The sequence below is a fragment of the Stakelama portus genome (assembly GCF_003171655.1).
In the GTDB taxonomy this organism is placed as follows: Bacteria; Pseudomonadota; Alphaproteobacteria; order Sphingomonadales; family Sphingomonadaceae; genus Sphingomonas; species Sphingomonas portus.
This window is the reverse complement of record NZ_QFZL01000009.1, coordinates 85001-98886: the sequence shown is the minus strand read 5'-3', so window position 1 is coordinate 98886 and position 13886 is coordinate 85001. Positions and strand designations below refer to the sequence as shown.

Annotated in this window: 11 protein-coding genes, 3 tRNA genes and 2 rRNA genes (1 of these 16 cut by a window edge); 13 read left to right on the top strand and 3 right to left on the bottom strand. The window is 62.2% G+C overall.

What is annotated here, in order from left to right; all coding sequences use genetic code 11:
* Positions 1-69 precede the first annotated feature (69 nt).
* Together DKB74_RS18140 and DKB74_RS18135 are read right to left on the bottom strand one after the other, a co-directional pair.
* Positions 70-633 (bottom strand): tyrosine-type recombinase/integrase, encoded by a 564-nt coding sequence (locus DKB74_RS18140; RefSeq protein ID WP_275658177.1) that lies wholly within the window; start codon positions 631-633, stop codon positions 70-72.
* A gap of 194 nt (positions 634-827) precedes the next feature.
* Positions 828-901, bottom strand: a tRNA-Gly gene (locus DKB74_RS18135).
* 207 nt (positions 902-1108) lie between these two features.
* On the opposite strand from DKB74_RS18135, the gene DKB74_RS18130 reads away from it, so the two are divergent.
* The 8 genes from DKB74_RS18130 (at position 1109) to DKB74_RS18095 (ending at position 9497) form a co-directional block, all read left to right on the top strand.
* Positions 1109-1960: a fructosamine kinase family protein gene (locus DKB74_RS18130; RefSeq protein WP_109809599.1), complete on the top strand. Its 852-nt coding sequence runs from the start codon at positions 1109-1111 to the stop codon at positions 1958-1960.
* Positions 1961-2013: 53 nt separating this feature from the next.
* A complete protein-coding gene (gene hisS, locus DKB74_RS18125) occupies positions 2014-3255 on the top strand; it encodes a histidine--tRNA ligase (protein WP_109809598.1) in 1242 nt (413 codons plus the stop codon).
* Positions 3252-4328, top strand: a complete 1077-nt coding sequence (prfA, locus tag DKB74_RS18120; RefSeq protein ID WP_109809597.1) for a peptide chain release factor 1 — start codon at positions 3252-3254, stop codon at positions 4326-4328. Before hisS ends, prfA begins: the two co-directional genes overlap by 4 nt.
* Positions 4328-4630 carry a hypothetical protein gene (locus DKB74_RS18115; protein ID WP_109809596.1) on the top strand — a complete coding sequence of 101 codons (303 nt, stop codon included), beginning with the start codon at positions 4328-4330 and terminating at the stop codon, positions 4628-4630. The genes prfA and DKB74_RS18115 overlap by 1 nt, the downstream gene beginning before the upstream one ends.
* Positions 4627-5442 (top strand): peptide chain release factor N(5)-glutamine methyltransferase, encoded by an 816-nt coding sequence (gene prmC / locus DKB74_RS18110; protein ID WP_109809595.1) that lies wholly within the window; start codon positions 4627-4629, stop codon positions 5440-5442. The genes DKB74_RS18115 and prmC overlap by 4 nt, the downstream gene beginning before the upstream one ends.
* A 252-nt stretch (positions 5443-5694) precedes the next feature.
* Positions 5695-6348, top strand: a complete 654-nt coding sequence (locus DKB74_RS18105) for a DUF4167 domain-containing protein (RefSeq protein ID WP_109809594.1) — start codon at positions 5695-5697, stop codon at positions 6346-6348.
* A gap of 225 nt (positions 6349-6573) precedes the next feature.
* Positions 6574-7962: a DUF4139 domain-containing protein gene (locus DKB74_RS18100; protein WP_109809593.1), complete on the top strand. Its 1389-nt coding sequence runs from the start codon at positions 6574-6576 to the stop codon at positions 7960-7962.
* Between the two features lie 8 nt (positions 7963-7970).
* On the top strand, positions 7971-9497 hold the full coding sequence (locus DKB74_RS18095; RefSeq protein WP_239987601.1) for a DUF4139 domain-containing protein: 1527 nt from the start codon (positions 7971-7973) through the stop codon (positions 9495-9497).
* A 6-nt stretch (positions 9498-9503) separates the two neighbouring features.
* On the opposite strand, the gene DKB74_RS18090 is transcribed toward DKB74_RS18095, so the two are convergent.
* Complete coding sequence (locus DKB74_RS18090) at positions 9504-9920, bottom strand: hypothetical protein (protein ID WP_239987600.1); 417 nt, start codon at positions 9918-9920, stop codon at positions 9504-9506.
* On the opposite strand from DKB74_RS18090, the gene DKB74_RS18085 reads away from it, so the two are divergent.
* The 5 genes from DKB74_RS18085 to DKB74_RS18065 form a co-directional block, all read left to right on the top strand.
* Entirely contained in the window at positions 9919-10347 is a 429-nt protein-coding gene (locus tag DKB74_RS18085; protein ID WP_109809591.1) for a CBS domain-containing protein, read from the top strand. The two genes, DKB74_RS18090 and DKB74_RS18085, sit on opposite strands and share 2 nt — an antisense overlap.
* Before the next feature lie 674 nt (positions 10348-11021).
* A 16S ribosomal RNA gene (locus tag DKB74_RS18080) occupies positions 11022-12510 on the top strand.
* A gap of 174 nt (positions 12511-12684) precedes the next feature.
* A tRNA-Ile gene (locus DKB74_RS18075) sits at positions 12685-12761 on the top strand.
* A gap of 47 nt (positions 12762-12808) precedes the next feature.
* A tRNA-Ala gene (locus DKB74_RS18070) sits at positions 12809-12884 on the top strand.
* Positions 12885-13205: 321 nt separating this feature from the next.
* Positions 13206-13886 (top strand): 23S ribosomal RNA (locus DKB74_RS18065) (it continues 2111 nt past the right edge of the window).
* The 16S and 23S rRNA genes sit together here with 2 tRNA genes alongside, the layout of an rRNA operon.

Below are 13886 nucleotides of genomic sequence, written 5' to 3'. Positions count from 1 at the left end.
CTGCGTCGGCAGAGCTTGAAATATCGCCATATTCCTGCGCCCTGCCTCCTTGCGCTGAGCCATTTTGCCTCAAACCTCGACGGCGCCGTTTATGAGTTCACGACCTAAGCTGGCCAGCTGCAAGGTGCGCCGCGCGCTTTCCAGCTTGCCCCGCTTTTCGATCTTACGGATCGCGGCGAGGGCATCGATAGGCTCGATCTCATGGATAGGCATCCTGCCGATCGAGTGGTCCAGCAGACTGAGAAGATATTCGCAGCGCGTTGCCGTAGCAGGGGCCCACGCCCTGTCGCCGTCGCGGCGCCGCTTGTTGCAATATTCCTGGGCGATGCTGGTGAACGTGTTTTCCGCAAGCGCCTCGCCTCTGAGTTTTTCGCGCTGCTTCTCAAACGAGGGGTCTTTGCCTTCGGCGAGCAAGTCTCGGGCGACGTCTCGCTGCTTTCGGGCGTCTCGTAGGCTCACCCGAGGGTAATCGCCCAGGCTCAGCTTCTTTTCGGCACCCTTGAAGCGATATTTCATCCTCCAGAGCTTTGAGCCTGAAGGTGAGATCAGCAGGAACAAGCCCAGCATATCACTCATCTTATACGGTTTTTCTTTGGGCTTCGCATTGCGAATCGCGACGTCGGTTAAGGGCATAAGCTTGGCCTTTCCTGGCCGAGGCCCCCACGTTGGGGGCCTCGAGCAAAAATCGGCTCACTATTCTCGGCAAAAGGCCCCCAAGTTCGAGAGCTGCTATGAAACGGCGAGAGACTTCACGAGCCGGATGACCCGAAAATACCGCAGAATTCTGCGGTTTGTAAAGCCATTGGGGATGTCCTGAGATTGAGAATTGGAGCGGGTAACGGGAATCGAACCCGTGTATTCAGCTTGGAAGGCTGCTGCACTACCATTGTGCTATACCCGCCCATTCGCGGACGCCGGAACTAGCGTCAGGCGCGGGCGCGTTCAAGTGGTTTAGTCTGTGCGCGCGTCGCCCCTGCGAAGGCAGGGGCCCACCGCTGCCTAGTCCAGCTGACCGGTGGACATATTCAGGCGCGATCCCTGTGCCAGAGGATTGCGCGGTACGCCGCAGACATTGGCCCCTGCCTGCGCAGCGGCGACGGAAAGTGTGATGGATAGGCTGGCTGATCGAATCGGTGCGTTGGCGGGAAGCGCGGTTACCGTCTGCACACCGCTTTCGGGCGGGGACTTGTCGTCGGTCGCGCGGTTCGCTCTGGCCGACGGGCGGGCGGGTGTTGCCAAGAGCGGGCCGGATGTGGCGATCGAGGCGGCGATGCTGTGCGCGATGGCGGCAACCGGCGCGCGGGTGCCCGAAGTGCTGGCGCAGAATGACGGGCTGTTGCTGATGGCGCTGGTGCCGGGGCGGAGCGGGCCTTCGGGCGCTTGGGACGATCTGGCGGGGCAGTTGGGGCTTTTGCATCGCGAGGATGACGGATCGGCTGTCGCGGCCCATCGCTCGCCCTCCCGGCGGGATGGGGACGGGCGCTATGGCTGGTCGTGCGACTATGCGTTCGGCAAGGTCGCGATCATCAACACGCCTGCCGACGCATGGCCGCGTTTCTGGGCGGAAAACCGATTGCTGTGCCATGTGCCGCATCTGCACCCCCGGCTTGCGCGGCGGGTCGAGGCGCTGGCGGCGCGGATCGGCGAGCATCTGCCCGTATCGCCGCCGCCCGCATTGTTGCATGGCGATTTATGGGGCGGGAATGTGATGGCGCAGGGCAGTCGCGTCACCGGGCTGATCGATCCGGCCTGCTATTATGGCGACCGCGAAGTCGATGCAGCGATGCTGACCTTGTTCGATTCGCCGCCGCCGCGATTCTTCGATGCGATGGCGCTGGCGCCGGGGTGGCGCGAGCGCCAGCCGGTCTATCGGCTGTGGCCGTTGCTGGTGCATGTGCGGCTGTTCGGCGGGGGATATGACGCCATGGCGGAGCAGGCGCTGGAGGCACTTGGTTGCTGAGGTGAGAAGGATGCTTCCGCTTCGCGAAACTCTGCCCTAGATAGCCGGGCCTAATGGCTCGTATCGAAACCCCCAACCGCGTTCGCGGTACTCAGGACATCTTCGGAGAAGATCAGCGCCGCTTTGCCAGGGTGCTGGCGACGTTCGAACATGTCGCACGGCTCTTTTGTTTTCAGCGAGTCGATATCCCGATATTCGAATCGACGGCGGTGTTCGCACGCTCGCTGGGCGAGACGACCGATGTCGTGTCGAAGGAAATGTATTCGTTCGAGGATCGCGGCGGCGATTCGCTCACCCTGCGCCCCGAATTCACCGCCGGGATCGCGCGGGCGTATCTGACCGAGGGATGGCAGCGTTTTGCGCCGCTCAAGATCGTGTCGTCCGGACCGGCTTTCCGGTACGAGCGTCCGCAAAAGGGGCGGTTCCGCCAGTTTCACCAGCTCGACGCCGAGATCATCGGCGCGGCCGAACCTGCCGCCGAAGTCGAATTGCTGACCTTTGCCAGCCAGCTCCTGTCCGAACTCGGCATTGGCGACGAAGTGACGCTGCAGCTCAATACGCTGGGCGACGCGGAAACGCGCGATGCGTGGCGCGATGCGCTGGTCGCGCATTTCGAAGCGCACAAGAGCGAACTTTCCGAGGACAGCCTGACGCGGCTCGAGAAGAATCCGCTGCGCATTCTCGATTCGAAGGACCCGCGCGACCGCCCGGCGGCGGACAGCGCGCCGGATATCGACGCATTTCTGACGGACGAGGCGCGCGAATTTTTCGAAGCGGTGACGTCGGGGCTCGACGCCGCCGGAGTCGCCTGGACGCGCAATCCGCGGCTGGTGCGCGGCCTGGATTATTATCGTCACACGGCGTTCGAATTCGTCACCGACCGGCTGGGTGCGCAGGGCACGGTGCTGGCGGGCGGGCGCTATGACGGGCTGATCGAACAGCTGGGTGGTCAGCCGACCGCCGGGATCGGCTGGGCGGCGGGCGTCGAGCGGCTTGCGATGCTGATTGCCGAGCCGGAGGCACCGGTGCTCGACGTTATCCTGGCCGTCGAGGATGACCGCGCGCTGGGCGATGCGACCCGCGCGCTGGCGATGCTGCGCCGGGGCGGATTGCGCGCCGACATGATCGCCAGCGGATCGCCGCGCAAACGCTATGACAAGGCCGTCAAGATCGGCGCGCAGGTGCTGGTATCCTTCCGCTTCGGCGAAGGCGGAGCGGAAACCGGTACGCGCGCCGCAGCGGACAGCCCCCTGCTTGCACAGGTGCAGTCGATCCTGGAGGCGGCCGCCAAATGACCCGCATCCCCGCTGACCGGATTGCCGCGATCGAGGCGCGGCGCGATGAATTGCAGGCGCTGATGGCGACCGGCGATTTGCCGGGCGACCGTTTCGTGCAGGTGTCGAAGGAATATGCCGAGCTGGAACCGGTCGCCGAGGCGGCGGGCGAAGTGCGGCGGCTGCGCGCCGAGGCGGAGAGCCTTCGCCAGATGACGCGCGATGGCGACGCCGAATTGCGCGCGATGGCCGCCGAGGAACTGCATCTCAACGAAACCGCGCGTGAGGAAGCCGAGCGGCGGCTGGCACTGTCGCTGTTGCCGCGCGATGCCGCCGATGCGCGCCCGGCGATGCTGGAAATCCGCGCAGGCACGGGCGGCGATGAAGCCGCGCTGTTCGCAGGCGATCTGCTGCGCATGTATCAGCGTTATGCCGATGCGCGCGGTTGGAAGGTCGAGCTGATCTCCGCCAGCCCGTCCGAAGCGGGCGGATATAAGGAAGTCGTTGCCAGCGTCACCGGAACCGGCGTGTTCGCGCGGCTGAAGTTCGAAAGCGGCGTCCATCGCGTCCAGCGCGTGCCGGTGACCGAAAGCGGCGGACGCATCCACACGTCCGCAGCGACTGTCGCGGTGCTGCCCGAGGCCGAGGACGTCGATGTGCAGATCGAGGACAAGGATCTGCGGATCGACATCTATCGTTCGTCGGGCCCCGGCGGGCAGGGCGTGAACACGACCGATTCGGCCGTGCGCATCACCCATTTGCCGACCGGGATCGTCGTCATCCAGCAGGACGAACGGTCGCAGATCAAGAACAAGGCCAAGGCGATGAAGGTGCTGCGTACACGCCTGTATGAAAAGGAACGCGAGCGGCTCGATGCCGAGCGTACCGGCGCGCGGCGGTCGATGGTCGGATCGGGCGACCGTTCCGAACGCATCCGCACCTATAATTTCCCGCAGGGCCGGGTGACCGATCACCGGATCAATCTGACGCTCCATCGCCTGCCCGAAATCCTGGAAGGCGAAATGGACGAATTGCTCGACACGCTGATTTCCGAAGATGAGGCCGAGCGGCTCGCGCAGCTCGACGCCGCCTGATGTTCGGACGCAACGACCTGTCGCGCGCGATTGCGCTCTACCTCAATTTCAACAATGCGCCGCATCCGAGCACCGATTTCGCGCGCGTCGAAAAGGGGCTGGGCAAGCGCCGTGCGGCCAAGGTCCAGCCGCAGCTCGAACGCGCGATGGATATTCTGGCCGGGCTCCAGCCCAACTGGAAGCGCATGTCGCTGGACGATGCCGCGCATTGGGCGGCGGAGGAAGTGAAGGCCGCCTATCCCGAGATCGACCGCAAGGCGATGGACGCGATCGTCTGGGCCGCGAGCTACGGGTGGAAATGATTGCGCGCGTCGCGCTGGCGGATGCGGCGCGGCGGCTGGAGGCGGTGAGCGATACGCCGCGGCTCGATGCCGAATTGCTGATGGCGCATGCGATGGGATGTTCGCGCGACGCGTTGTTGCTCGGGCGGCTGGGCGATGCCGTGCCGGAGGCGTTTGCGGCGCTGGTCGCGCGGCGGATGGGGCATGAGCCGATTGCCTATATCACCGGACGGCGCGCTTTCTGGACAATCGAGCTGGAAGTGGGGCCGGGCGTGCTGGTGCCGCGCCCCGACAGCGAGACGCTGATCGAAGCGGCGGTGGCGCATTTCGGTTCGGGGGCGCCGGCGCGCATCCTCGATCTGGGCACCGGGCCTGGCACCTTGTTGCTGGCGGCGCTGGCGCAATGGCCCGATGCGCAGGGGCTGGGAATCGATGCGTCCGATGTCGCGCTGGGCTATGCGGCGCGGAATGCGCGCGCGCTGAAACTGGCCGATCGCGCGACGTTTCGCCGGGGAAACTGGGGCGAGGGGATCGACGGGGCGTTCGACCTTATCCTCTGCAATCCGCCCTATATTGGTACAAATGAACAGCTGCCGCCGGATGTTCGCGATTATGAGCCGGGAGAGGCGCTGTTTGCCGGTGCCGACGGGCTGGACGATTATCGCGTACTGATGCCGCAGATTTCCGCGCTTTTGGCCGATGGCGGGGTGGCGCTTGTCGAAATCGGGTCGCTTCAGGCCGATGCCGTAGCGGCTTTGGCGAGCGATGCCGGACGGGCGGCGACGCTATATTATGACCTTGGGGAGAGGCCCCGCGCACTGGCTTTGCGTTGAATGCTCATCAAAACGTCATATATTTCCGCTTGGAGAATGCGGCATCACGGGTTAATACCCGTTGCGGGGCAAGCACTTTCAACAAGCCGAGGCTGGAAAGGGCGCTTGCTCAATCCATGGTCATGTGAGCCGCTGCAGTCCGGCGGCCGTGGCAGGCGGAGCGCGGATGATGCCGCGCCCACCGCCAAGACACTCGCATCCGGGATCGACGAGGATCGACGGACAGGTTTTTGAGAACAGGACACTGATACCTTGATGAATAATCGTCAGGCCGGCCGCCGTCGCGGTCGCGGCGGGCAGCGCTCGCAGGGTAATCCCAACCAGAATAACGGGAGCCGTATCGACAACCGGGCGCGCGGCAACGCGGCGCAGTTGCTCGAGAAATACAAGAACCTCGCGCGCGACGCCCAGACGCAGGGCGATCGGGTCAACACCGAATATTATCTGCAGTTCGCGGATCATTATTTCCGGGTGCTCAACGAAAACCGCGCGCGGCAGGAAGAACATCAGCGCCGCAATCGCGAGGATTCGGACGACGAGGACGATACCGAACTCGAAGCCGATGGCTCCGACCGCGACGAACAGCCGCGTCAGGAACGCCGCGAGCGCCGCAACGGGCGTTCCAACGGCCATTCCAATGGCGCGATGAACGGTCAGGCCGATGCCGAGCGCGAGGCCGAAGCGCCTGCGGGCAAACCGTCCGCCGATGCCGAGGAAGAGGCCAAGCCGCGCCGCCGGGGTCGCCCGCGCCGCGCCGAAGCCGAAGCGGAGGCCGCTCCCGTCGAAGGGATCGAGGCTGCGCTGCCGCCCGCGCTGGGAGCCGGGGATGGCGAAGAGGCTCCCAAGCCCCGCCGCCGCCGCACGGCCAAGCCCAAGGTGGAAAGCGAAGGCGAAGCCGCCGCGTAAGCAGGCGCCATCGTTTCAGATATGCAAGACCCCGGGGCGAAAGCTCCGGGGTTTTTCTTTTGGCGCGCCGGGGGGGGGGGCGGGCATCCTGTTCCGCCGTTTTCTTATCCTCCCCCTCCGTCGGGCTTCGCCAGCCACCTTCCCCTGGCGGGGGAAGAAGGTTCTGCAAATTTCGTCATGTACTGTTCAGTCTGGCGCGCTAAGCTCCCGACAAACAAAGGGGAGATGGCGATGCGCATTCTGGCTCTGGGCGTGATGGCGGCATGTCTGCCGGTTGGCGCGATGGCGCAGGAAATGCCCGGCGAAACCGCGCAGGGCGATGTCGCCGTCACCATTTACAACAATAATCTGGCGCTGGTGCAGGATACGCGTTCGCTGACGCTGCCCGCCGGACGCAGCCGTCAGGAATTCGCCGATGTGTCCGCCGCGATCCGCCCGGAAACGGTGACGCTGGCGGCGGCGGGGACGAGCATCGTCGAACAGAATTTCGACTATGACCTGCTGACGCCCGAAAAGCTGATGGACAAGGCTGTCGGATCGACGATCACGATCATCCGCGACGGCGTGCCCGAAACCGCGCGGGTGCTGGCCAATAATGGCGGGACGATTGTCCAGATCGGCAACCGGATCGAAGTGCTGGACGATGATAGCGGGCGGGTGGTGTTCGGATCGCTGCCCGCCAATCTGCGCGCGCGGCCGACATTGTCGATCACGCTCGACAGCGTTCGCAGCGGCGCGCGGCCGGTGACGCTGACCTATTTGTCGCACGGGCTGAGCTGGAGCGCGGATTATGTCGCGCTGTTCGACGAGAGTGCGGGCAAGATCGATGTGCAGGGTTGGATAACGCTGAACAACAATAGCGGCACCACCTTTACCAACGCCAACACGATCCTGGTCGCGGGCGCGCCGGGGCAGGGACAGCCAAGCTATGGCACGACGCGCGCGCGCCCGACGCCGCGGCCGATCGGCAACAGCCCCGGCACCGAAAGCGCCAATCGCGAGCGGCTGGGCGATTATTATCTCTATCCGCTCGCCGAACGCACGACGATCGCGAACGCCCAGCAGAAGCAGGTCAGCTTCCTCGATGTCGCGGGCGCGCCTGCGGCCAAGGCCTATTATTATCGCAATGGCTGGCTGGGGCAGAGCGGCGATGCGCAGAGCGTCGATACGGTGCTGCGCTTTTCGAGCTCGGCCGAAGGCGGGCTGGGCGATGCGCTGCCCGCCGGCACGGTGCGCGTCTATATGCGCGATGCGCGCGGGACGCCGCAGTTCATCGGCGAAAGCAATATCGGCCATACGCCGATGGGATCGCAGATCGCGCTGAAGACCGGCGAGGCGTTCGACGTGAAGGTGCAGCCGACCGTGGTTGCGCGGACGCGGATCGGCAGCAGCCGCTGGCGCACCGAGATGCGGTACAAATTCACCAATGCGCGGCCCGAGGCAGTGACGGTGGAGTTTGTCCAGGCCGGGCTCGACAGCTGGTGGGATGACACGCGGATCACCGACGAAAGCCAGAAGTCCGAACGGATCACTTCGGATCAGGCGCTGTGGACCGTGACCGTGCCCGCCAATGGCGAGGCCGAAGTCACCGCGACGTTCGACACGCGTTATTGAGCCGCGCGATGCGGATGCTCCGCCCGTTCATTCTGACCGCTGCGTTGCTCGCGGCGACTCCAGTCGTTGCGCAGACAATGGTAACGTCGGACGCTCCGGGCGCGGTGGCGGTCACCATCTATCGTGCGCCTGACCGCGAGCCCGACGAGCGAATGCAACTGAACTGGCTCGAAGGCTATGCGCTGGTCAGCGAGACGCGGACGATCGACATTCCCGCCGGGCGATCGGTGATCCGGTTCGAAGGTGTGGCGGCGGGGATGCTGCCCGAAAGCGCGATCGTCACCGGATTGCCCGCGGAGGTGCGCGAGAAGAATCTCGATGCGGATCTGCTGTCGCCGCGCAGCCTGTATGCGCGCAGCTTTGGTCGCCCGGTGACGATTCGCCGGGTGGGCGAGGGGAGCAGCGCCGAGGAGCGGGCGATCATCCGGTCCGGCCCCGATGGCGCGGCGATATTGCAGACGCAGAGCGGGTTCGAGGCGCTCGATTGCGGTCCGACCGACGACTCGATCGTCTATGACGGCGTGCCCGAGGGGCTGTCGGCCAAACCGACATTATCGGTACAGATCGATTCGCCGCGCGCCGGGCGGGCGACGGTGCAGCTATCCTATCTCGCTTGGGGGTTCGACTGGCAGGCCAATTATGTCGCCACGCTCGATCCCGATGGGAATGGCGTGTCGCTGACCGGATGGGTGACGCTGGCGAGCAGCGATTCGACCAGCTTTCCCGATGCGGAGACGATGGTGGTCGCGGGCGAAGTCAATCGCGAGGACGAGCGGGAATATCAGTCGACGCCTCCGACACAGGTCCGCTTGCGGTGTTTCGCAACGCCTTTGGCGCCGCAAATGGCGCCGGCGCCGCCCTCACCGCCGCCGCCGCCGATGGCTGCGCCCGCGCAGGAAATTGTCGTGACCGGCTATCGCGCCAGCTTCGCGCAGGATGCAGTGATGGTCAGCCAGGAAGAACTGGGCGACCTCAAACTCTATCGCGTGCCGATGCCGACCAATGTCGCGGCGATGTCGCAGAAGCAGGTGGCTCTGCTCCAGCGCGACATGGTGAAGCTCGACCTGCTCTATCGATTCGATGCGGAGGGCGAGGATGACGGCGTTGCCGCGCAGATCATATTGCGCGGACGCAATCGCGAAGCCGATGGACTGGGCCTGCCGCTGCCCGCCGGGCCGGTGGCTTTGTTCCGCCCCTATCGCGATACGCGGCTGCTGATCGGCGAAGGCGCGATCGACGATACGGCAATCGACGGCAAGATCGACATCGAGGTAGCCGACGAAGCGACTCAGCTGGTCGCGGATATCGAGGACAGCAACGAGCGCGATGATCGGCGCGACCGCGAAGTCACCATGTCCAACGCGTTGCCGGTCGATGTGGCGGGGGAAGCGATGCTGGGCGAGACGGCCTATTATCGCATTTCGCGCTTTTCAGGGCCGGGCCGGGTGATCGAGCGCGACGGCAAGTTTGTGTGGGTCGGCACGCTGCCCGCCAATGCGGCCACCGTGATTCGCTTCCGCATTCGCGACCGTTAGGGCGCGTCAGTCGCCGATATCGATTTCGCCGGCGAGCGGATCCTCGATCCGTTCGTCATGGCCGCTGCCCGAGCTCAGGAACATCAGTCCCATCAGCGCGGCGGCGAGCCAGACGGTGAGGAACACGCCGAGCATCGTCGCGATCATCATGTGAAGCTGAAACTCGCCGAGCAGCCACCACATGATTGCGGCGCAGAACAAAGCGACCAGAACGGCAAATCCGCTCATCCAGCCCAGGATGGCGCGATAACGGCCCCAGGCGAATGCGGCATATTCGGGATCGTCGAGATCGGGCGTGCGGTGCGACATGTTTTGCAATTGGGGGCGAAAAGTGAAATCCTCAAGCGCCTGAGACGAATTCGCCTGCGCGAGCCGGTGCCGTTCGGGCGAGAAACGAAAGCACCGGGTGAGGAGATAGGCCATGACTATCGCGACCATCCTGAGTGGCAGAGACGGCGACATCGTTTGCATTTCCGGTGATCGCACCGTGCGCGAGGCGGTTGCGCTGCTGGCGGGACGCCGGATCGGCGCGATGCCGGTAATGGTGGGGGACGCCGTCGCCGGCATCTTTTCCGAACGCGACATTCTCTATTGCCTCGATCGCGAAGGCGCCGATGTGCTCGACCGTCCGGTAAGCGAAGTGATGACGGCGCCGGCGATTACGGTGCGCAGCGATGAATCGGTGCTCGACGCCTTGTCGCTGATGACCCGTCGCCGCATCCGCCATCTGCCGGTGGTCGACGGGGCGCGGATGGTCGGCTTCATCTCGATCGGCGATCTGGTGAAATACCGGATCGAGCGGATCGAATCCGAAGCCAACGCCATGCGGGACTATATACGCCAGGTATAAGGGGTGCCGCGGGGGCCCCGACGAATCAGTTTCGGGTCGTTGAGTCGGTCGGGACGGTTCCGATCGCAGATTCGGGCCTTCGGAATCGCCCCGGCGGCGATTCCCGAGGGCGATTTCGGAAAAATCATGCCGATTCAGACCCGATTCGAAGCGTGATTCGGGGTTCGTGGAGGCGATTCGGATATCCCCCAAGCGCCGCGATGATCCAATACCACTCCAAAACCCTAGGAGTTCTGCGGCTTTCAGAAAGACCGAAAGAAAATTGCAAAAAAGGGTTTGACGGACCGGGGGCTCACGCATAGAAGCCACTCCACCGACGCGGTGCTCCACACGGAACGCTTCGACGGTCACCAAAAACCAGGCGCCTCAGTCGCCCCGAGAAAAAGGGGTTGGCAAGGCGTCGGTCTTTTGCGCTCTTTGACATTGTGATTTTAGATGAAGGGACATGTGGGCGGCGGCCCCGGGTCCGACAGCTTCAAGGTGTCGGATACTCGGTAAATCAAGCCGTTCCAAGGTCTTCGCTTCGGCGATGATCTGAAACATGTCCTTACACGTTTCCATACGTGACGGTACGATCGGTTCGCCGATCGGTATCGTAAGATTTGTGCAGGAACGGCTCCTTGAAAATGAGCTGTGCTGTCGGGGCCTATTCCGCCTCGTCGGCATGGAACATCAAACTTGAGAGTTTGATCCTGGCTCAGAACGAACGCTGGCGGCATGCCTAACACATGCAAGTCGAACGAGATCTTCGGATCTAGTGGCGCACGGGTGCGTAACGCGTGGGAATCTGCCCTGGGGTGCGGAATAACTCGGAGAAATTCGTGCTAATACCGCATAATGTCGTAAGACCAAAGATTTATCGCCCTGGGATGAGCCCGCGTAGGATTAGCTAGTTGGTGAGGTAAAAGCTCACCAAGGCGACGATCCTTAGCTGGTCTGAGAGGATGATCAGCCACACTGGGACTGAGACACGGCCCAGACTCCTACGGGAGGCAGCAGTGGGGAATATTGGACAATGGGGGAAACCCTGATCCAGCAATGCCGCGTGAGTGATGAAGGCCCTAGGGTTGTAAAGCTCTTTTACCCGAGATGATAATGACAGTATCGGGAGAATAAGCTCCGGCTAACTCCGTGCCAGCAGCCGCGGTAATACGGAGGGAGCTAGCGTTGTTCGGAATTACTGGGCGTAAAGCGCACGTAGGCGGCTTTGTAAGTTAGAGGTGAAAGCCTGGAGCTCAACTCCAGAACTGCCTTTAAGACTGCATCGCTTGAATCCAGGAGAGGTGAGTGGAATTCCGAGTGTAGAGGTGAAATTCGTAGATATTCGGAAGAACACCAGTGGCGAAGGCGGCTCACTGGACTGGTATTGACGCTGAGGTGCGAAAGTGTGGGGAGCAAACAGGATTAGATACCCTGGTAGTCCACACCGTAAACGATGATAACTAGCTGTCAGGGCACTTGGTGCTTTGGTGGCGCAGCTAACGCATTAAGTTATCCGCCTGGGGAGTACGGTCGCAAGATTAAAACTCAAAGGAATTGACGGGGGCCTGCACAAGCGGTGGAGCATGTGGTTTAATTCGAAGCAACGCGCAGAACCTTACCAACGTTTGACATGGTAGGACGACTTCCAGAGATGGATTTCTTCCCTTCGGGGACCTACACACAGGTGCTGCATGGCTGTCGTCAGCTCGTGTCGTGAGATGTTGGGTTAAGTCCCGCAACGAGCGCAACCCTCGCCTTTAGTTACCATCATTTAGTTGGGTACTCTAAAGGAACCGCCGGTGATAAGCCGGAGGAAGGTGGGGATGACGTCAAGTCCTCATGGCCCTTACGCGTTGGGCTACACACGTGCTACAATGGCAGGTACAGTGGGCAGCAATCCCGCGAGGGTGAGCTAATCTCCAAAACCTGTCTCAGTTCGGATTGTTCTCTGCAACTCGAGAGCATGAAGGCGGAATCGCTAGTAATCGCGGATCAGCATGCCGCGGTGAATACGTTCCCAGGCCTTGTACACACCGCCCGTCACACCATGGGAGTTGGATTCACCCGAAGGTGGTGCGCTAACCAGTTTACTGGAGGCAGCCAACCACGGTGGGTTCAGCGACTGGGGTGAAGTCGTAACAAGGTAGCCGTAGGGGAACCTGCGGCTGGATCACCTCCTTTCTAAGGATATCGGCGGAAAGCGCCGATTGGTTCGCCAATCGGAAGAGCTTCCTCCATTCCAAAGAACATAGCCGCCGTCCTCATGTCCCTTCATCACTGGATACCATCTCTTCGGAGATGGGCGCCTGAGCTGGCTTCTGCCCCTCGCGGCCTTTTGGCCGGCGATGGCAAAGGGGGCCGGTAGCTCAGGTGGTTAGAGCGCACGCCTGATAAGCGTGAGGTCGTAGGTTCAACTCCTACTCGGCCCACCACGAGCTTGACGGCCCGCCGCAGCGACCCATATGGGTGACGCAGCTTCGGGGCCTTAGCTCAGTTGGGAGAGCGCTAGCTTTGCAAGCTTGAGGTCGTCGGTTCGATCCCGACAGGCTCCACCAGCTGCTGATGCGGATATCCAGGGATGAAGAAACGAAATTGCCGTGCGTAAGCGTGCGGCATGACATGTGGGTTCGCCCGCATTCTTTGACATTGTGAATGGGTTTTTCAAATCGATGCCGTGGCGGCAGCGATGAAGGTCTTCGGACCGGATTTGTTGTTGTCACTTTGTCGGGCGACATCATTGTGACCGCTTTGATGATCGTCCGAATTTCAAGGCTGAGATTAATCATCCACACCAAGATACCTCGACGTACTGCTCTTGCCGAGTTTCGTGTCGGTCTTCGGGCCGATCCAGTGCTGTCGTTGGTGGTGTGGACTCTCAAGCGTGAGGTAAGGGCATTTGGTGGATGCCTTGGCATGTACAGGCGATGAAGGACGTGGCACGCTGCGATAAGCGTCGGTGAGGTGTGAGCAACCTTTGACCCGACGATTTCCGAATGGGGAAACCCACCTTCACCAATTATTTCGCTCCTGAGCGATCAGGATCGGAGTAATTGGTTATAGGTATCACCGAAGTGAATAAAATAGCTTTGGTGAAGCGAACCCGGGGAACTGAAACATCTCAGTACCTGGAGGAAAAGACATCAACCGAGATTCCGTTAGTAGTGGCGAGCGAACGCGGACCAGGCCAGTGCCTGATATTCAACTAGCAGAAGCTTCTGGAAAGTAGCGCCATAGCGGGTGACAGCCCCGTATGCGAAAGTGATGTATCAGGACTCGAGTAGGGCGGGACACGTGTAATCCTGTCTGAACATGGGGGGACCACCCTCCAAGCCTAAATACTCGTACATGACCGATAGCGAACTAGTACCGTGAGGGAAAGGTGAAAAGCACCCCGATGAGGGGAGTGAAACAGTACCTGAAACCGAATGCCTACAAGCAGTGGGAGCCTCTTTATGGGGTGACCGCGTACCTCTTGCATAATGGGTCAGTGACTTAATGTATCAAGCAAGCTTAAGCCGTTAGGTGTAGGCGCAGCGAAAGCGAGTCTGAATAGGGCG